The following is a 19,508-nucleotide window of genomic DNA, read 5'->3' on the forward strand; positions in this document are numbered from 1 at the left end:
TCACATTGCCGGGCCTTCCGGATGACTTGCTCGCGTGCGGGCCCGTCTGGAAGCAATCTGGCTTGTTCGCGCAGGCGTTTTGCCTCTCCGGCAAGCCGCTCTTCCAACGATTTCGTCTGCTTGAAACGACGCCGCTTCAGCATGGCGCTGCTCCCTTGCTCGAGAGGGCAGAGCGCTATCGACGTTCTCATCACAGCCAGTAGCCAGAACTGGGCTGTGATGTGCACAACCGTGCGCCCATGCCAGTAGCCGCGCAACGCCTGTGTTTCGCACCCGTTCCGGAGCTCTTCAGGAACGGCTCAGGGCGTAAGCGGCTAAGTCCGATGATTAAGTCCAAAAGTATCTCCACCGAGTTCAATGAGCTTCTATGCTCACGACCGGCGCAGGCGCTGGCGTGGAGTGTGTTGAACGTCGGCCGTCGTGTTGCAGGTCCCGAGGGGGGACAGGGCGGCCGCCGCACGCCTAAAGCGCGCGACGGCCGTGACGTCACCGAAGCAGCATAATCAGGATGATGAGTGGGATCGGAATGCCGACGAGCCAAAGCAAAATGGGCATAGTTCTATCTCCTCAGTTTATTGCCAGTGATGATTGAGCGGTCGCGGAGCGTTTCTTCCCCCATGTCCCGTCGCGAAGTCCGCCGCCTTCCGTGGCGGCAAGAGTCGCGGAAAATGCACCGATGAACAGCGACAGCGTCAGCCAGATGGCCGTTTGCATCGCGGCCTTGCGAGCGGCATCGAGGTCGGCCTTGGCTTGGGTCACGACGTCGTTCACGCGCTTCTCGGCATCGGCCTGGCTGAGGCCGGTGCGCGCGGCCACTACTTTGGCGATGTAGGCCCTGTCGTTCGCGTTCACATCGCTTCCGGTACGGAAGTCGGTAGTCAGCAGGCGCACCATCTCTGGCCGCGGATCAGATTGTCCCTGTGGCTGTGCGGACGGATCGTTGGGACGGAGCAGCGTGTCGACGTAACCGGCCATCGGTCCGGAGTTCGCGGCGCTCGCCGCGCCCTGAGCGGCGCCGTCGAGAGCGTTGCCGAGAAGCGTAGTGGCGGGTGAGGCCAACAGCATCGCTCCGAGGACGGATGCGACCGCCCAGGCCAGGAAGCCGTGGGCCGTGTCCCTGAACAGGACCTCGGTCGTGTGGACGCCGACCCACTTCGTCCGGAGACGCCCGGCGAGATAGCCGCCGATCGAGGACGACAATATCGCCATCACGATGAAATAGAGGCCTGTGCCGATCTTGAACGTCGTCGCCGATACGCCCGAATTGCCCCACGGCGACACGACCGCGAAGCCCATGCCCAAGCCGAAGGACAGCAGGACGAGGGTTATGGCGAGCGAAGCCGCGGCACCCGCCAATACGGCTGCCCATGACACGCCGGCAACCGACGGTTCGACGATCTCCTTTGCCGCCGTCTGTGCGAATCCTTCTGCCATGGAGCTTCCTTCCTTGAGACATTGATGCCCAAGAAATGCGCAGCTTGGCGGTAAGTTCCTCCGATGAAACTTGCGAGACCACGACTTGAGCCATCCCCGGCGATTTCGATGCCAGTGGCGTCGCGAGCGGCGGCCCATTGAGATTGGAGGTCGCCACTCCGGGCGGACGAAGGATGAGCCGACGAGATCGCCCATCAGGTTGGCGACGGCCGTGACGTCGTCGCCGAAAGAGCGTCGGATCAGTCCGTTGGCCTCCCGCGTCCGCTGGGGGCGCCTCCGGCCGGCTGCGCCTTGGCGCCGACCGTGCAAGCGCAAGCCAGGCGCATGCGATAACGAGAATTCTGCTCACGAAAATCTCCGAACTTTATCGCGATTCACGTCATCGCAGCGACGTCTTCCAGCTCTACCGGGACGCGCTCTTCTGAAGGGACTTGGCCGTCTCCAAATGCTTTTGCAGCAACGGAACCGTCCGCTTGGCGAAATCGGCGACGGGTGACTGCGATTTTGCTTCCCTCTGAAACTTGCGCACGTCTTCCTCGTGGTCCTTCACCATGCTACGCGCGAAGGCGGCATCGAATTGCGCGCCGGACAGCCCGTTCAGCTTGTCGTAGATCGCCTTCTGCTCGCTGTTCGGCTCGCTCGGCGCCTGAACGCCCTGCGCGTCGGCGAGCTGCTGCGCCTGGTTCAGATTGTCCGAGTGGTCTTGCTCGAGCATCTTTCCGAACTGCTTGGCCTGGTCGCTCTGCGCCTTCTGCTGGGCGAGCTGGCCGACCTTCACTTCGGAGAGGTCGCCCTGGATGGCTTCGACCAGGAAATGCTGATCGTGCTTGCTGGCCTTGCCTTGCGGCGCGGCGGATGCGCCTGCAATCGTCATGAGACAGACACCGGCGACGGCGACGACGCCCTTCGAGATCTGATTTCGGACTTTGGTTTGCATGGTGCGCCTTCCTGATTGTTGCTTCGGGGATAGCGTCCGGGCGCGAGGTCGCGAAAGCCGACAGGGCGCGCGGGCTGTTCGTATCAACAAACCGGTCCCGCGCGGCGCGTTCCTATATCGGCGTGCAGAGCTAACCTTTGTTAGCGGTCACGCACCGTTCGCCGCACGAAGGCTTGCTTCGAACCGCGCCCTTGCGCCGTACTCGCGGCGAGCATCCCGGCAACGAGCGCAACACACCCTCCGATCAGCACCGGCGCGATCCGCGCGACCCCGCCGCTCGTCACCACCGCGTGATCACCCGCTTCCTTGCCGAACCGTCCGCGGGTCCGATGCAGTGAGGCGACCGGCGTCATCAGATTGTCGGCGCGATCGGATCCGACCGGCTGCGCCGTTTCCTGCCCCTTGAAGGCCACCTTGGCCAGATAGCGGTCCAGGAAGGCCGGCAGCAGCATGTTGCCGAGGATTACCTTTAGCGTACTGGTGCCGATCCAGACTTCGCGGCGCGGCTGGCGCACCGCCTCGAACACGGCCCGCGCGATCACCTCGGGCTGGAAGACCGGCGCGACCGGGCGCGGCTGCCGCGGCATCCGCGTTCGCGCCCAGTCGAATTGAGGCGTGTTGACCGCGGGCAATTCCATGATCGTCAGCCGGATCGCGCTGCCCTCGTGCAGCAATTCGGTCCGCACCGCATCGGTGAAGCCCCGGATCGCATGCTTCGCGCCGCAGTAAGCCGATTGCAGCGGAATGCCGCGATAGGCCAGCGCCGACCCGATCTGGATGATGTGGCCGCGGTCATGCGGCCGCATGTGGCGCAGCGCGGCCATGGTGCCGTGAACCTGGCCGAGATAGGTGACCTCGGTGATCCGGCGAAACTCTTCCGGCGTCATCTGCCAGACCGGCGCAAACATCGTCACCATGGCATCGTTGACCCAGACGTCGATGCCGCCGAAAGGTTTGGCGATCGCTTCGGCCGCAGCGAACAAAGCCGTGGGATCAGCGACATCCGCGGCCGCGACGACGGCCGAACCGCCGAGTTCGCGAACCTCGCGCGCGACCGCCTCCAGGGCGCCGACGTCGCGGGCAATCAATCCGATACGCCAGCCCTCCCGCGCAAACCGGTGCGCGATGGCACGGCCGACGCCGGCGGACGCTCCGGTGATCGCCATCACCCGCAGCCGGTTCATGTCACTGCTCCATGCGGATAAGGGCGAGCCCGGTGGTTGGGTCCATCTGCTTCTGCAAATGCGCGGGGCTCTCGGTCAGGATGATCTCGAGGGTCGGCCGCACATGGGCCGTGCCGAGATGCCCGGCCATGGCCGTGCCGTCGCGCTTTCCGACGACGATGTGGGCGTGCAGGGCGGGCTTGCCCGACGGTGCGGTGGCCACGTCGCCGACCAGCGACGCGACCTCGATCTGCTCGCGAACCTCGATGTCGCGATAGGCCTTCGTGTCCCAATCGAAATATTTAATCACCACATCGCTGAGGGCGCCGATCGCCGTGAACTGCGCGGATGCGATGCGCTGATCTTCGATGAAGCCCTGCAGGGATTTCAGCACATCATCGCCGGTGTCCAGCACCACCGCGAATGTGCGTTGACTATGCCCGTCATTGAGCAGTTTGTGCTGCATAGCGTCTCCTTGCAGGTTGATCCAACTCTCCCCGTCCGGCCAGATCCCGGATGCGATCTGCGGTCCGGCAGGCGATGGCCTGGATCGTCAGTGACGGGTTGGCGCCGCCGACGGTTGGGAACACCGAACCGTCGCAGATCCAGAGGTTGGGGATATCCCAGCTCCGGCAATCCGCGTTCACGACGCTGCGCGCGGGATCGCTGCCCATCCGCGCCGTTCCGTTGAGATGGCAGGTGTCGTCTTCCTGGGTCCAGATGTCGCGTGCATCGGCCGCCTGCAGAGCCTGCGTCATGAACTTCAAAGCATGAGCGATCAGGCGCTTGTCATTGTCGCACCAGGAATAGGTGACCCTCGGAATCCTCAGCCCGAATTGATCGACCTCATCGGCGAGCGTGACCCGGTTGTTCTCCTGCGGCAGCATTTCGCCGACGATCTTCAGCCCCGCGACATGGTTGTAGTTCTGCATGTCGGACATCAAACGCGCACCCCAGAGGCCGCGCGCGGCCATCTGCGTGTTGGCCCAGAGCTGGGGCAGCGGACCCTGGCTCATGTAGCTGTAGCCGCCGAAGAAGTCCTTGCCCTTGTCCTCGTAGTTCCAGTGCTCGGTGATCGCGAGCGAGGGCGGCCCCTTGTAAGATCGGATCTCCTGGTCCATCAGGCCCCAGACGGCCTGGTTCGACTGCGCCATCAAATTCTCGCCGACCAGGCCGGAGCTGTTGGCGAGACCGTCCGGGAATTGTCCGTTGGTCGAATTCAGCAGCAGCCGCGGCGTCTCGATCGCGTAGCCCGCGACGACGACATGCCGCGCCCGCTGGAAATGCCAGGTGCCATCACGATGGAAGTGCACGCCGGTCGCGCGCCCGGCCGCATCGACCTCGACCCGGCCGACCATCGCGAGATCGCGGATCTCGGCGCCGGCCGCCAGTGCGCGCGGGATCCATGTCACCAGCGCGCTCTGCTTGGCGTTGGTCGAGCAGCCGGCGACGCAGAAGCCGCGATAGACGCAAGGATGAGCCAGCCCGCGCGGCGCCGACAGCGTAGCCAGCGGCGTTTCCGTCCAGCCGATGCCCAGCGCCTCGCAGCCCTTGGCGAGCACGCGCGCCGCGGCGTTCAGCGGATGCGCACGATAGGGATAGCGCGGCCGCGGCGGGCCCCAGGGATAGTTGACGGGCCCGGCGATCTTCAGCGCCTGCTCGACCTCGCGGTAATAGTTCCACATCTCGCGCCAGTCGAGCGGCCAGTCCGCACCATAGCCGAGCAGGCTGCGCGACTTGAACCATTCGGGGCGAAAGCGCAACGACACCATCGCGAAATGGACGGTCGAGCCGCCGACCGCCTTGCCGCTGTTGTTGCTGCCGAGCTGGAGCGGATTGGCGCCGTCGACGATGCGGTCGTCGGTCCAGTACAGTTTGGTCTGCTCGGACTCGTCGGACGCGAAATCCTCCAGCGGGCGGAAATACGGGCCAGCGTCGAACGCGACGACGGAGAAGCCGTATTCCGCCAGCTTGCAGGCGAGCGTGCCGCCGCCTGCCCCGGTCCCGACGATGGCAAAATCGACCGTCTCGTCTTCCCCATACTCGCGCATCGGCACCCAGCCGCCGGGCCGGAACACGTCCGGCGCCCGTCCGCGCCGCGCCCGCGGGGTGTGCTGCGGATTATCCGACATGGCGATTGATCCGGCGCACCTCCACGGCATCGCCGCTTCCGGCTTCCGCCGCCTCCCAGGGATCGCGCTCATCGAAATCGAGGCGCACATAGCCGCGCGGGCTTGCCGGCCCGCCCCAGCCGATCTCGCTCCAGGCGGTCGGATGCGCGTAATAGGCCAGCACGACGTCGCGCGCCATGCGCCGCTTGAAGAAGTCTTGAGGCGACATGCGGCCCCAGGCCGGGGAAGTCATGTCGCCGCTCTGCATGCGGGCCAGGAGACCATCCTGCCGTGCTGCGCCGATGGCGTGGAACGCCGCGCCATAGGCCGCCTTCGCCTCCGCATCAAGCGCCTGCAATCCCTGCCGCCACGCCTCGCGCTCGCGCGGCATGCCCTCCGGCCGATAACCGTCCGAGGCGCCACGAAACAGCTTCTCGTCGATCAGCGCCGCGACCGGAACGGGCGGACGCCCGTCGGGCTGCGGAACGATCCGCGCGGCCACAGAAGCGACGGTGCGAAATTCGTCCGGCGTGAAGAATCTCGGTTCTGCAGGCACGGCAAGGCGCTGCGACACGACGCGGCGGGTCTGCTCATTCCAGGACGGTCCCTGACGCTTGGTCAGCACATCGTAGCCGGGATAACGAGGTTCGGGGCGGCCGCGATCATGCATCGGGATGGTCCTCCATGAGTTCGAGCGCAGCAAGGCCGGCGAGCGCGAGGCCGGCGAAGCTCGGTGGCGCCGGAAGCGGCGGCCCGTTTAGGATGTTCTGGCTCCAGTTGCGCCAGCCGCCCATGTTGCGAGACACGCCGTAGGCATGCAATCCAACGCCGGCAAATCCCATCGCCGCCAGCACGCGCATCCACCAGCGCGTCGCGCGATGCTGCTGCCCTGGACCGGCTAGCGCAGCCCGGCCGAGCAGCGCCGCACCCAGCGGCGGCAGCGTCACCGGCAGCAGCATGAACGGGTTGTGGAAGGCGCCGCGGAAATGCAGCAGGCCCGCCTCGCCGCTGGTGCCGAGCAGGCCCGCGCCAATCACCGCTGCCATGGTTCGTCCGGCCGGCAATTGGAAAATCTCGGGCCGCGTCCCTTTCCTGCTCTCGCGCACGCGCTCCGAGCAGAAGCCGAGCAGGCCGGACAGCAGAATCGCCATGGGCGCGCCAATCGGCGCGCCGTAGAAGAAATTCTGCCAGCTGAACCCGCCCACCTTCTTGCCGACGTTGTAGATGTGGAAGCCGGTCCCGATCAGGCCGGTCACCGCGGCCGTCAAGTAGGTCGCATCCCTGAACCAATGGGCGGCCGGTCGCGCGTCGGCGGTGCCGTGCAGGCTGGTGGCGAGAGTCGATGCCGAGACGATCAGCGGCGTGTACATCGCCTTGTTCTTGAACGAGCCCCGGTAGTGCTCGACACTGCTGTCGGCGAGCACCGAAGCGGCGAGAACGCCGGCCGCACGGTTCAGGCGCCGCGCGGCAACGACGGTCGGGCGTTTCCGCGAGCTGCGCCGCGGAGGCAGCGCTGCGGCGCGTCCGTTCCGATGTCCGTTTGCAGGCGCGCGGCCGGCCGCGAGCAGCAACACCGAGCCGGCTAACAGACCCGCGATAGCCAGGCCCGCGTTGAGGGATCCGCGATCGGTATCGAACTCGGTCATGCCGCCTCCGACACCGCATAGCGCGCCGCATCCTTGTGTTTAAAGGTCAGGCCGTTTCCAGGCCGCGACGGATCGGGGCGGATGCGGCCGGCGGCCGGCACCGGTGCACCATCGAACAGCATGTGTTCGATGCGGACGTGATCGTGAAACCATTCGAGATGGCGCAGGCGCGCCGCGGCGCAGGCGACGTGAAGATGCAGCGCCGGCGCACAGTGTCCAGACAGGTCGACGTGAAACGCCTCGCACAGCGCCGCGATCCGCAGGAACGCGGTGATGCCGCCGCAGCGGGTCACGTCGGCCTGCTGCACATCGACGGCCCTGGCCTGCAACATGCCCCGCACATCGTCGATCGTGTAGGAATACTCGCCGGCCGCAATGTCCATTCCAACCGGCGCGCGTCGGCGAACGTCATGAAGCCCGGCGAGGTCGTCGGAAGAGACCGGTTCTTCGAACCAGGCAACCTCCTGCTCGGCGAACAGAGATGCTTGCTGCAGCGCCTGCCGTACGCCATAGGCGCCGTTGGCGTCGACGAACAAGGCCGCGCGTTGGCCGATCGCGGCGCGGGCGAGGCGGACGCGTTCCGGATCTTCCGCAGGATTCGATCCGACCTTCATCTTGACGAAGGCGCAGCCATCGCGCGCGACCCATCCGGCCAGTTGCTGGCAAAGCTCCTCGTTGGAATAGGAGGTGAAGCCGCCGCTTCCATAGATGGGCACCGAATCGCGCAGGCCGCCCAGCAGCACGAACAACGGCAGATGAAGCAGGCGGGCCTTCAGATCGTGGATCGCGCTGTCGAGCGCCGAGATTGCCGTCGCCGCGAGCCCCTTCTGGCCGAGATTGCGGACCGAACCCATCATCGCCGCGTAGACGGCCGGCGGATGCAGGGCGTCGAGGCCGGTCACGACGGAGGCGAGCTTGCCCTTGATCAGACCGACCAGCGATGCGCTCGCGTAGGTGTAGCCCAAGCCGATCCGACCGCCGCCGGACACCTCGACGAGGACGAGCGTCGTCGAATCCCAGCTGATGGTCCCATCCGCTTCAGGCCTGTCGGTCGGAATCCTGAAGGCCATGGCACGGACGCCGTCGATGCGAGCGCCGGACAACACGATCATTCCTTTCCGGGCAGGACGTTCGCCAGCAGCTCCTTGGCACTGTTCTTGAGGACACTGCCGAGTTCAGGCTCGGAGGGAATCATGCTGACGAAGTTCTTGGCGTCCTTGAGCGTGATGTGCGGCGGCAAGGGCGGCACGTTGGGATCGGTGTAGGCCTCCAGGATCACAGGCCGGTCCGCCGCCAGCGCCTCGTCCCACGCCGCGCCGACGCGATCCGGATGATCGACGAAGATACCCTTCAGCCCGATCAACTCGGCATAGCGGTGGTAGGGAAAGTCGGGAATGCTCTGGGTGGATTCGGTCTTGCCGACGCCGAGCTGGACCCGCTCCTCCCAGGTGACCTGGTTGAGATCGCGATTGTTGAGCACGAGCACGATCAGGCGCGGGTTCGACCACTTCCGCCAATATTTGGAGATCGTGATCATCACGTTGAGGCCGTTCATCTGCATGGCGCCGTCGCCCATGCAGGCGATCACGGTGCGGTCCGGGTAGGCCATCTTGCCGGCAACCGCATAGGGCGTGCCCGCGCCGAGCGAGGCCAGCCCGCCCGACAACGAGGCCTTCATGCCGCGCCGCATCTTCAGATCGCGTGCGTACCAATTCGCGACGGATCCCGAATCCGCCGTGATGATCGCGTTGTCCGGCAGCCGCGGCGACAGCTCCCAAAACACGCGCTGCGGATTGAGCGGCTCGGCCGAGGTCATCGCGCGCGCCTCCAGCGTCTGCCACCAGTCCTTCAGGCCGCTTTCGATGCCACGCCGCCACGCGGACTCCTTCTTCTGGCTGAGCAGCGGCAGCAAGGCGCGCAACGTGGTCGCGCTGTCGCCGACCATGTTGACTTCCATCGGATAGCGAAGGCTCAGCCGGCTGCCGTCGATGTCGATCTGCACGCCGCGCGCATCCCCGGGCTTCGGCAGGAATTCGCTGTAGGGAAACGATGATCCGACCATCAGGAACGTGTCGCAGTTCTTCATCAAGTCCCAGCTTGGCTTGGTGCCGAGCAGGCCGATCGAGCCGGTGACGAAGGGCAGGTCGTCGGGCAGCGCCGCCTTGCCGAGCAGCGCCTTGGCGACGCCGGCCTGCAGGCGCTCGGCGACCGCCAAGACCTCGTCGGTGGCATCCAATGCGCCCGCTCCGACCAGCATGGCGACCTTCTCGCCGCCGTTGAGCACGTCGGCGGCGGCGCGAAGCAGGCTTTCGTCGGGCAGCTTCGCCGGCCCGGCGTAGCCGATGCCGGTGTGCGTCGCGCCATGCGCCATCGGCGGGTCCTTGTAGTCGAGTTCCTGCAGATCGTTGGGCAGGATCACGCAGGTGACAGCGCGCTTGACGTGCGCGATGCGGACTGCGCGATCGATCAGATGGCGCACCTGCTCCGGCACGCTCGCCAGCGCGACATATTCGGTCACGTCGGTGAACAGCGACTGCAGGTCGACTTCCTGCTGATAGCTGGCCCCAAGGCCGCTGCGGGCCTGCTGGCCGACCAGCGCCACCACGGGGACATGATCCATCTTCGCATCATAGAGCCCGTTCAGGAGGTGGATCGCGCCAGGCCCTGAAGTCGCGTAGCAGAGGCCGACCTGGCCGGTGAACTTGGCATGCGCCGAGGCCATGAACGCTGCCATTTCCTCGTGCCTGACCTGGACATATTCCATCTTGTCGCCGGCCCGCTCGAGCGCGACATCGAGCCCGCCCACGCCGTCACCGGGATAACCATAGACGCGGTTCAAGCCCCACTCGGACAGGCGATGCCATACGAACTCGCTGACATTCATGACATGTGCTCCAGATCAGCCGACCTACGCGCTTTAAACGTCGCGTGACGATGAACGTTGCAACGTGAACGCGTTTTAAGCTGCAGCGCGCCGCTACATGCGCTCCTTGACGCCGGTCGCGATGAGCCACCAGTTCACGGGATAGCTCGTGGCAAATCCTGCGAGCATCGCAATCTGCATCATGAACCAGAACTCGGGCATGACGGGCTCGAGCTTCGCGCCGAAAGCGTGCCGGAAGATCGCGAACTGCGCGACGGCCATGAAGCCGTACATACCGACTTGCCAGGCCGTGAGGGACAGCGCGTCGGCCTTCACCGCCTGAACGATTCCTTCACCCGGCGAGAGGTCTCGCATCGGCTTGATCGTGAAGTACTGGAAGGCGACGCCGATCACGAAAGCGAACACGAAATCCACCACCCAGATCGCGAAGATCTTCTCCGTAAACAGGCTCTTCCATCCCGCCCAGATCGCGATGACCGGAAACACCAGCGCAAGGCCTTCGGCAATGAGATCTCCCACCGAGCAACCGGCCCCGCAATGCATAGCACCTTTGGCGACCATGATCGGAAACGGCGTCTGGCGACCTTTGTCGCCGTGCATCTTATCGTCGGCGTCGCGCGATGCGAGCCGCCCAAAGCGATAGTACAACCACAAGGTCAGTACGGTACCGAACAGAGCGTTCACCGGCCAGACCACGTTCATGATCCACATGCGCTGGCGATGGCGCGCGAGGTCGATCGCGATGACGATCGCGCACGCGATCCCAGCGAGAAGGCAGGCCTGCGACACGACATGAAGCCAGTCGGGGATCATGGTCTTCTTTCTTGTTGGGAGGGCGCGCTGGCCGTTTCTTTTCAGCGTCCCGCGGGTTCAGCTTTCATCCGGGTGTTCGGGGCTGGAGGTCGTGATCAACCGGCCGATTTGCCGGTCGTAATCGCGCTGGATCAGTCCGGAGCACGAGCACGCGACATGCTGGAGGCCACTCCGGTTCGTCAGGCGGATCGCTGCGCGGGTGTTGCGGATAATCCCGGCCTGCTCGAACGTCTCGAGACACTCGCTGACGCTGGCCCGGCGTATCCCAAGGAGCTGCGCCAGCACCGCATGCGTGATCGGCAGATCGTCCGAGTCCATCGCCGCCGCCGCGACGAGGAGCCAGCGGCCGAGCCGCTGCTTCACCGAATGCAGCGCGTTGCAGGCGCCGATCTGCGAGGTCTGGAACAGGACGAGGTTGACGTAGCGCAGGATCACGCTGCGGAGCACGGTGAGGTCGTCGAGCGCCGCAACGAATGTCTGCGCCGGAATGCGCAGCGCCGTTCCGGCGACCTGCACGATGCGCCGGTGCGGCGTCGGATCCTCCGGCGCCAAAACGCAGGGCGCGCCGATCATGCCTTCGGAGCCGACCAGCCAGGCTTCGACGAACCGATTGGCTTCAACCTTCACGGACACGGATATCAAGCCTCGCTCCACGAAGTAGACGTGGTCCATCGGCAATCGCCAGTGATGCAGGACCTGACGCGGCTTCAGCTCAACCTCGGTCGCGATCGAACGAAGCAATGTCAATTCGCCATCCGGGATGCACCTCAGCAGCCGGTTCTGGGCGGCACGCGGCCTGACTTCCAGGGCCTCGGTCGACCCTGAAAGCAAACTTGCCGCCTGACCGTCCTGCATCGTCGCTGCTCCCCGGTCCCCGCGACGGTTCGCCACGAGGGACTAAGGAGAGTACGCAGCCACCTGGGGCGGGTTCCCTCGGGCCGCCAAGGCGGCCCTCACAACGCCGCGACCTGCGCCCGGCGCGCCGGCTCTATTTCGAAGCCGTACCGCTGCTCGAGGTATTGCCGTTGTTCGAGGTGCTGGGGCCGGTCGTGCTGTGGGTATTAGCGGAGCCTGACCCCGTCGTGGTCGTGTTCATCGCTTCGAACACAGACATGCCGTGAGGGCCGATGGTCATGACCATGGGATTGCCGTCCTTGGTCTTGGCTTGCACGACAAAGGACTCGGCGACGACTTTGATGTCGGTGAAGCCGGCCTTCTTCAAGTCGTCCTGGATCTTCTCGATCGCCTGGTTCTGGTTCGAACTCGCGGTGGATTGCGAAACATTCGTCGAGTTGGTGGACGTTTGAGCAAGCACCGGGCTGGATACGGCTGCGGCGAGCAGGAAGGTCGCCAGAAGCGTCGTTTTCATCGCTGTCTCCTTGTTGTGGATGGGATGCCAGCAATAGCGCCGATGCGCCTCGGTCGTTCCGCTTGCGAGATCGGTCGAGCCGCGAAGTCGGTACGAGACCGAACGAATGGTGTTCAGCGGGCAAGCCGTTCGAGCTCGGCCTTAGGCTCCGTTGCTTCGAACTTCAAGCGGTCGGCGTGGCTGAATATCTCGTAGCCATCGTCGCGCGCGATCCCGATCAAGGTGAGGCCGGCGCGCTCGGCGGTCTCGATCGCCAGCGACGTCGGTGCCGATACCGCAACGAGAAGAGGCACGCCAATGCGCGCGGCCTTCTGCACCAGTTCGACGGAGACCCGGCTGGTCATCAGGACGGCACCGCGCGAGGTCGTCAGCCCGGCTCGTGCGATCGCGCCGGCGAGCTTGTCCAGCGCGTTGTGACGCCCGACATCTTCTCTCACCATACGGATTGCGTTGCCGTCCCAAAACGCCGCGGCATGCATCGCACCCGTCGCCTGGTGATGCCGCTGCAGCGGCCGCAACGCGCCCATTGCCCTCAGAATATCACCGGGACGGAATTTGGCGGGGGCTGCAACGCGCGCCGGCGGCGGGCAGGCCTGCTCGAGACTTTCGATCCCGCACAGGCCGCAACCGACCGGCCCCGCCATCGCGCGCCGCCTTTTGGCGAGACGTTCGGCATGGGCCTCCGCGAGCCAGATCCGCACCTCGCAACCGAGCGCGAGGTCGACGGTTTCGATGCTGAGGATGTCGCGCGCCGTCTCCACCAGGCCTTCGTTCAGGCAGAAGCCGATGCCGAAATCCAGGAGATCGGCGGGCGAGGCCATCATCACCGCGTAAGTCGATCCGTTGAACGTGAGGGCGACCGGCCGCTCCTCGGCGACGCTGCGCGACGACGCCACAGGCTCGCGCCCGCGCCACACCAGCTCGGGCTTGTCGAGGCTACAGCGATCGTCCATGGCGCGCTCCAACACTGGCGTCTCGGTGCGCCGGCCCATTTCCGTGTCAGGCAAAGCTCATCTGTATCGAGCAGCCGCTCACGTCGCTTGACAGCGACGCGCTGACACGCATGAAGAACGTTGCCGCGCGGCACAGGTTCCGTGCGGTTCCCCTGCTCGCGCCATCTGAACGAATGATCGGCGCAGCCCGCCGGCTGCAGGCGCGTATCAACGTACGGCAGCGCGCAAACTTTCGTTCCGGCACGCCGACGAATTTCCCTTGATCCGAACGATCTCTATGACCGCATTGAGGATTTTGTCCTCGCGCGGCCTCGCCAGCGAAAGTTCATGCCGAGGAACCGCAGCCATCAACATACGTTGGCGAAGCGGCTGACGACTTCCCGACGAGAAGCATGACCATGGTGCAATCCAACGAAGCTGGTAACGACGCAACGGAAACGGTCGAATATGACGGCCCGGCTGGCGGCTGGGGGTCTCTCAAGGGAATCGCGCGGATCTTCGGCAAGGAATGGGATTCGCCGACCGCACTGGATACGCTTCGCCGGCAGAACAAGCCGAAGGGCTTCATGTGCGTGTCCTGCTCCTGGGCCAAGCCGGCGGACTATCACGCATTCGAATTCTGCGAGAATGGCGCCAAGGCGACGCTCTGGGAATTGACCTCGCGCCGCTGCACGCCGGACTTCTTTGCCGAACACACGGTGAGCGACCTGCTCGCCTGGAGCGATTACGACCTCGAGCAGCAGGGCCGGCTGACGCATCCGCTGCGCTACGACAGCGCGACCGACAAATACGTCGCCTGCTCCTGGGAGGAAGCCTCTCAGACGATCGGGACGCAATTGAAGGCGCTCGATCCCAAGTCGGTGGTGTTCTACTCGTCGGGCCGCGCCAGCCTGGAGACATCCTATCTCTACGCCCTGTTCGCGCGCGTCTACGGCAACAACAACCTGCCGGACAGTTCGAACATGTGCCACGAGACGACGTCGGTCGCGCTCAAGAAGCTGATCGGCGCCGGGGTCGGGACCGTCGTGTTCGACGACCTGAGCAATTGCGATGCGATGTTCTTCTTCGGCCAGAACACCGGATCGAACAGCCCGCGCTTCCTGCATCCGCTGCAGGACGCGGCCAAGCGCGGGGTGCAGATCATCACCTTCAATCCGGTTCGCGAGAAGGGCCTGGAGTTCTTCGTCAATCCGCAAAGCCCGACCGAAATGCTGACGGGTCACAGCACCCAGATCAGCAGCCAGTATCACCAGGTGAAAGTCGGCGGCGATATCGCGGTCATCGTCGGCATCTGCAAGCACGTCTTCGCCGCCGACGATGCGGCCAAACAGCAGGGAAAACGCGTCATCGATGCGCCCTTCGTCGAACAGCACACCCAGGGCTTCGAGGCGTTCGAGGCCAAGGTCCGGGCAACTCCGTGGAGCGAGATCGAAACTGCCTCCGGTCTCAGCCGGGAGGTCATCGAAGGTGCCGCCCAGGTCTATGTCGAGGCCGACCGCGTCATCGGGATCTACGGCATGGGGCTGACCCAGCACGTGCACGGCTTCCAGAACGTCGCCATGCTGGTCAACATGCTGCTGCTGAAAGGCAATATCGGCCGCGACGGCACCGGGATCTCGCCGGTGCGCGGGCATTCGAACGTGCAGGGCCAGCGCACGGTCGGCATCTCGGAAAAGCCCGAACTGGTTCCGCTCGACAAATACGCCAAGCAGTTCGGGTTCGAGCCGCCGCGCGACAAGGGCATGAACACGGTGGAGACCTGCGAGGGTGTGCTCGCCGGCAAGGTCAAGGCCTTCGTCGGATTGGGCGGCAACTTCGTGCGTGCGATTCCCGAACGCGCCAAGATGGAGCAGGCCTGGCGCGACCTCGAGCTGACGGTGCAGATCGCGACCAAGCTCAACCGCAGCCACCTGATCCATGGCAAGGCCGCCTATCTGCTGCCTTGCCTCGGCCGCACCGAGGAAGACGTCCAGGCGAGCGGGCAGCAGGCCGTCACCATGGAGGACACGTTCAGCTGCATCCAGGGCTCGATCGGGCTGCGCAAACCGGCGAGCGAGCATCTCAGATCCGAGGTCGCGATCGTGGCGGGTCTTGCCAAGGCGACGCTGCGGCCCTACCCGAAGCTGACCTGGGATGCGTGGGTCGGCAATTACGACCTGATCCGCAACGAGATCGCCGAAACCTATCCGGACGAATTCCACGATTTCAACGCGCGGATGTTCACGCCGGGCGGCTTCTACCGCGGCAACTCGGCCCGCGAACGGATCTGGAAGACCGAAAGCGGCAAGGCCGAGTTCACCGTGCCGGACACGCTGACCTCGACCGGCTTTTCCGATGCGCCCGGCCGCTACCGGCTGCTGACCATGCGCAGCAACGACCAGTTCAACACGACCATCTACGGCTACAGCGACCGCCTGCGCGGCATCGAGGGTACGCGGGACGTGCTGCTGATGAATCCGGACGAGATCGCGCGCGCCGGCCTGCAGGACGGCCAGATGGTCTCGCTGGTCAGCGACGCCGAGGACGGCGTCGCGCGCGAAGTGGGACCGCTCAAGGTGACCCCGTTCAAGCTGCCGGACGGCTGCGTCGGCGCCTACTACCCGGAAATGAATCCGCTAATCCCGCTGTCGCACCACGACAAGCACTCCAAGACGCCGGCGGCAAAATCGGTCCCGGTTCGCATTCGCGCGTGACGGCACGGCTACGGCAGGGGGCCGACGGATGCAGCTTTTTCGTCCCGGCGCGAACACGATCGCCATGCTGGTGATCGCGGCGATTGGAGCAACTCCGGTGCTGGCCGTCGGCCTGTCCTATCAATTGATGCGCTCGCCCTATGCGACCGACCAGAACGTCACGCGGAACCAGCCCGTGCCGTTCAGCCACGAGCATCATGTCTCAGGGCTCGGGCTCGACTGCCGCTACTGTCACACCTCGGTCGAGAAGGCGCGCTTTGCCGGCATGCCGCCGACCGAGACCTGCATGACCTGCCATTCGCAGATCTGGACCAACGCGCGGATGCTGGCGCCGGTGCGCGAGAGCCTCGCCAAAGGCCAGCCGATCGCATGGACGCGCGTCCATCGGCTGCCGGACTACGTCTATTTCGATCATTCGGTTCACGTCGCCAAGGGCGTCGGCTGCACTACCTGCCATGGCGAGGTCGGACAGATGCGGCTGATGCGGCAAGCGGCGCCGCTGACGATGCAATGGTGCCTCGACTGCCATCGCAACCCCGCGCCGCATTTGCGTCCCACCGAGGCGGTGTTCGACCCCAACTGGCACGCCCCGAAGGACCAGGCCGAGGCCGGCGCGAGGCTCGCCGCCACCTATCACATCCACACAGACCATCTGACGGACTGCACGATATGCCACCGCTGACCGAACTGCCGACGCGGCCCGAACCGGCGCGGCGCAGCAAGCTCAACCGGCGCCAGGCCCTCAGCCTGCTCGCGACCAGCATGGCCAGCAGCCTCGCGGCCTGCAGCAAGCCGGACCAGCAGATCCTCCCCTATATCCGGATGCCGGAGCGGATCGTTCCCGGCGAGCCGCTGAAATTCGCGACGACGCTCGGACTTGCCGGACTAGGGCGCGGCGTCATCGTCACCGCGATCGACGGACGGCCGATCAAGGTGGAAGGCAATCCGCGCCATCCCGGCAGTCTCGGCGCCACCGACGTGTTCGCCGAGGCCGCGGTGCTGTCGCTCTACGATCCGGACCGCTCGCGCACCATCCTTCATGACGGCGCCATTGCGTCGCGCGAAGCGCTGCAAGGTGCGCTGGCAAGCCAGCTCGCCGACGCCCGCAATCGTCAGGGCGACGGCCTGCGGCTATTGACCGGCCGCACCACATCGCCGACCGCGCTCCGCCAGATCGATGCCCTGCTCCAGGCGTTCCCCGCCGCGGCGTGGCACGCCTACGACCCGACCGACGACGACAACGCGCGCCAGGGAAGCCAGCTCGCGCATGGCCGGCCGCTTCGCGGCGTAGCCGACCTCGCCAAGGCGCGCGTGATCGTTGCGCTGGATGCCGATCCGATCGGGCACGGGCCCGACCAGATCCGGCACGGCCGCGGCTTCGCCGAAGGCCGAAGCGATGCCAACAGCTTCTCGCGTCTCTATTGCCTCGAAAGCGGCTTCACGCTGACAGGCGCCAAGGCCGACCAGCGGCTGGCACTGCGACCCGAGGCCATCGAACGCTTCGCGATGAGTCTGGCGGGGGAGCTCGGTGAAGCTCGAGGGGCAACGGAGCTCCCCGAGCGCGAGCGCGCGCTGCTGCGCAAGATGTCGACGGACCTCAGCGCCCACAAGGGCGCAGCGCTCGTCATAGCGGGACCGACGCTGTCGAAGGAGATCCATGCGCTGGTTCACTGGATCAACGCGCAGATCGATGCACCAGTCCGTCTCATCGAGCCGATCGATCGCACGCCGTCGGGCCAGCAGGCCGCCACCCTCGAACAGCTCGCGGGCGATCTCGCGGCGGGGCGCGTGCGCCAGCTTGTCATCGTCGGCGCGAACCCTGTTTATGACGCGCCGGCCGATCTGCAATTCGGGGCGCGGCTGCAGCAGGCGCCGTTCCGTTTGCATATGGGCGAGTATGTCGACGAGACGGCGGCACTCGCAACCTGGCATGTTCCGCAGCATCATGCGCTCGAAGCCTGGTCGGATCTGCGCGCCAGCGACGGCACCGCGAGCATCGTCCAGCCGCTGATCCGGCCGCTCTACGGCAGCCACGGCGTTCACGAGCTGCTGGCCTGGCTCGCCGGGGAGCAGGATGCGAGCGCCTACGACCTGGTGCGGCAGACCTGGCAAAGCGCGGCCACCGGCGATTTCGAGGCGTGGTGGAAGCAGGCGCTGCACGACGGCATCATGGCCGGGCCCGGCGCCGCCGCCGTCAGCGCGGCCCCGCAACTACTGCCGATGCCGGGCGGCGACGCGCAGGACACGCACGCCGGCGGCATGACCCTGGTCCTGCGTTCCGATCCCTGCCTGTGGGACGGCTCCTTCGCCAACAACGCCTGGCTGCAGGAGTGCCCCAAGCCGCTGACCAAGCAGGTCTGGGGCAATGCGCTCGCGCTGCATCCCGACGACGCGGCAAGGCTCGGCATCGCCTCCGGCGATATCGTCACGATCGGCGCCGGCGACCGAACGCTCGACGTGCCGGTTCTGACCGAACCGGGGGCCGCCGCCGGCGTCGGCACGCTCACGCTCGGCGGAGGCCGGCACAGCGCGGGCGCGATCGGCAATGGCGTCGGCGCCAATGCCTATGCGCTGCGAAGCGCCGACAATCGCTGGCGCATTGCGGGCGTCTCGGTCACGCGAACCGGCCGCCGGGAGCCGATCCTCACGACGCAGAACGTGGTGCGGACGCCGGACGACGTTCGCGAACTCTATCCGCTGTACGAGCTCGGCCATACGCCGGCCGCGGCAGCCTCGGACGACACGCCGAGCCTGATGCCGCGAACCATCCAGTCGAGCGACGGCCATGCCTGGGCGATGGTGATCGATACGTCGGTCTGCATCGGCTGCAATGCCTGCGTGGTGTCGTGCCAGGCCGAGAATAACGTTCCGGTCGTGGGACCGGAGCAGATCGCGATGGGACGCGACATGCACTGGATGCGCGTCGATGTCTACGATCACGGGGCCGCGAACGGGAGGCCACTCGGCTTCCAGCCGGTCCCCTGCATGCACTGCGAGCATGCGCCGTGCGAGCCGGTCTGCCCGGTCGCGGCCTCCGTGCACGATCACGAGGGCCTCAACGGGCAGGTCTACAATCGCTGCATCGGGACCCGCTTCTGCGAGGCGAATTGCCCGTACAAGGTCCGGCGCTTCAATTTCTTCGGCTACGCCGACGGCGAGGAGTACGCCAATCTCGGCGCGGACTCCTATCGCGGGCAGAAGAATCCGGAAGTGACCGTTCGCGCCCGCGGCGTGATGGAAAAGTGCACGTATTGCGTCCAGCGGATCAGCGGCGCGCGGCGCAGCGCGGAGCGCGACAATCGTACGCTCGGTCCCGACGAGGTGCGTACCGCCTGCCAGAACGCCTGCCCGACGCGCGCCATCAGCTTTGGCGACCTCAACCACACCGATGCCGAGATCAATCGCGATAAGGCCGATCCGCGCCACTATGCCCTGCTCGGGCATCTCGGCACGCGGCCGCGGACCACTTATCTGGCCGACCTGCGCAATCCCGCGGAGGAGTAGA

The 19,508-nt window shown here is 65.7% G+C and carries 16 protein-coding genes; 3 read left to right on the forward strand and 13 right to left on the reverse strand.

What is annotated here, in order from left to right; all coding sequences use genetic code 11:
- Positions 1-567: 567 nt before the first annotated feature.
- The 13 genes from L6639_RS28075 to fdhD form a co-directional block, all read right to left on the reverse strand.
- Positions 568-1,434, reverse strand: coding sequence for a hypothetical protein (locus L6639_RS28075; RefSeq protein WP_237864859.1), 867 nt, complete (start codon positions 1,432-1,434; stop codon positions 568-570).
- Between the two features lie 403 nt (positions 1,435-1,837).
- Positions 1,838-2,371 carry a DUF4142 domain-containing protein gene (locus L6639_RS28080; protein ID WP_128962254.1) on the reverse strand — a complete coding sequence of 178 codons (534 nt, stop codon included), beginning with the start codon at positions 2,369-2,371 and terminating at the stop codon, positions 1,838-1,840.
- Positions 2,372-2,511: 140 nt separating this feature from the next.
- Positions 2,512-3,555: an SDR family oxidoreductase gene (locus tag L6639_RS28085; RefSeq protein WP_128962255.1), complete on the reverse strand. Its 1,044-nt coding sequence runs from the start codon at positions 3,553-3,555 to the stop codon at positions 2,512-2,514.
- A 1-nt stretch (position 3,556) separates the two neighbouring features.
- Positions 3,557-4,000, reverse strand: a complete 444-nt coding sequence (locus L6639_RS28090; protein ID WP_128962256.1) for a PPC domain-containing DNA-binding protein — start codon at positions 3,998-4,000, stop codon at positions 3,557-3,559.
- Positions 3,978-5,666 (reverse strand): GMC family oxidoreductase, encoded by a 1,689-nt coding sequence (locus L6639_RS28095; RefSeq protein ID WP_128962257.1) that lies wholly within the window; start codon positions 5,664-5,666, stop codon positions 3,978-3,980. The genes L6639_RS28090 and L6639_RS28095 overlap by 23 nt, the downstream gene beginning before the upstream one ends.
- Positions 5,656-6,315, reverse strand: a complete 660-nt coding sequence (locus L6639_RS28100; protein ID WP_128962258.1) for a gluconate 2-dehydrogenase subunit 3 family protein — start codon at positions 6,313-6,315, stop codon at positions 5,656-5,658. Before L6639_RS28100 ends, L6639_RS28095 begins: the two co-directional genes overlap by 11 nt.
- Positions 6,308-7,291 (reverse strand): hypothetical protein, encoded by a 984-nt coding sequence (locus L6639_RS28105; protein WP_237864860.1) that lies wholly within the window; start codon positions 7,289-7,291, stop codon positions 6,308-6,310. The genes L6639_RS28100 and L6639_RS28105 overlap by 8 nt, the downstream gene beginning before the upstream one ends.
- Complete coding sequence (locus tag L6639_RS28110) at positions 7,288-8,403, reverse strand: enolase C-terminal domain-like protein (protein ID WP_237864861.1); 1,116 nt, start codon at positions 8,401-8,403, stop codon at positions 7,288-7,290. Before L6639_RS28110 ends, L6639_RS28105 begins: the two co-directional genes overlap by 4 nt.
- Positions 8,400-10,175, reverse strand: a complete 1,776-nt coding sequence (locus L6639_RS28115) for a thiamine pyrophosphate-requiring protein (RefSeq protein ID WP_128962261.1) — start codon at positions 10,173-10,175, stop codon at positions 8,400-8,402. Before L6639_RS28115 ends, L6639_RS28110 begins: the two co-directional genes overlap by 4 nt.
- A 93-nt stretch (positions 10,176-10,268) precedes the next feature.
- Positions 10,269-10,988: a DUF4396 domain-containing protein gene (locus L6639_RS28120; protein ID WP_237864862.1), complete on the reverse strand. Its 720-nt coding sequence runs from the start codon at positions 10,986-10,988 to the stop codon at positions 10,269-10,271.
- Between the two features lie 57 nt (positions 10,989-11,045).
- On the reverse strand, positions 11,046-11,843 hold the full coding sequence (locus L6639_RS28125; RefSeq protein WP_237864863.1) for a Crp/Fnr family transcriptional regulator: 798 nt from the start codon (positions 11,841-11,843) through the stop codon (positions 11,046-11,048).
- A 133-nt stretch (positions 11,844-11,976) separates the two neighbouring features.
- Positions 11,977-12,357 carry a hypothetical protein gene (locus L6639_RS28130; RefSeq protein ID WP_237864864.1) on the reverse strand — a complete coding sequence of 127 codons (381 nt, stop codon included), beginning with the start codon at positions 12,355-12,357 and terminating at the stop codon, positions 11,977-11,979.
- A 113-nt stretch (positions 12,358-12,470) separates the two neighbouring features.
- Complete coding sequence (fdhD, locus tag L6639_RS28135) at positions 12,471-13,310, reverse strand: formate dehydrogenase accessory sulfurtransferase FdhD (RefSeq protein ID WP_237864865.1); 840 nt, start codon at positions 13,308-13,310, stop codon at positions 12,471-12,473.
- A gap of 398 nt (positions 13,311-13,708) precedes the next feature.
- Here fdhD and L6639_RS28140 point away from each other — a divergent pair, with 398 nt between their 5' ends.
- Genes L6639_RS28140 through L6639_RS28150 form a run of 3 tightly spaced genes read left to right on the forward strand, consistent with a single transcriptional unit; the run spans position 13,709 to position 19,507 of the window.
- Entirely contained in the window at positions 13,709-16,003 is a 2,295-nt protein-coding gene (locus L6639_RS28140; protein ID WP_237864931.1) for an FdhF/YdeP family oxidoreductase, read from the forward strand.
- Between the two features lie 28 nt (positions 16,004-16,031).
- Positions 16,032-16,685, forward strand: a complete 654-nt coding sequence (locus tag L6639_RS28145; protein ID WP_128962265.1) for a cytochrome c3 family protein — start codon at positions 16,032-16,034, stop codon at positions 16,683-16,685.
- A complete protein-coding gene (locus tag L6639_RS28150; protein WP_237864866.1) occupies positions 16,673-19,507 on the forward strand; it encodes a 4Fe-4S dicluster domain-containing protein in 2,835 nt (944 codons plus the stop codon). Before L6639_RS28145 ends, L6639_RS28150 begins: the two co-directional genes overlap by 13 nt.
- Position 19,508: the final 1 nt, after the last annotated feature.

Origin of the sequence: Bradyrhizobium zhengyangense, assembly GCF_022012555.1 — a bacterium.
Classification (GTDB): domain Bacteria; phylum Pseudomonadota; class Alphaproteobacteria; order Rhizobiales; family Xanthobacteraceae; genus Bradyrhizobium; species Bradyrhizobium zhengyangense.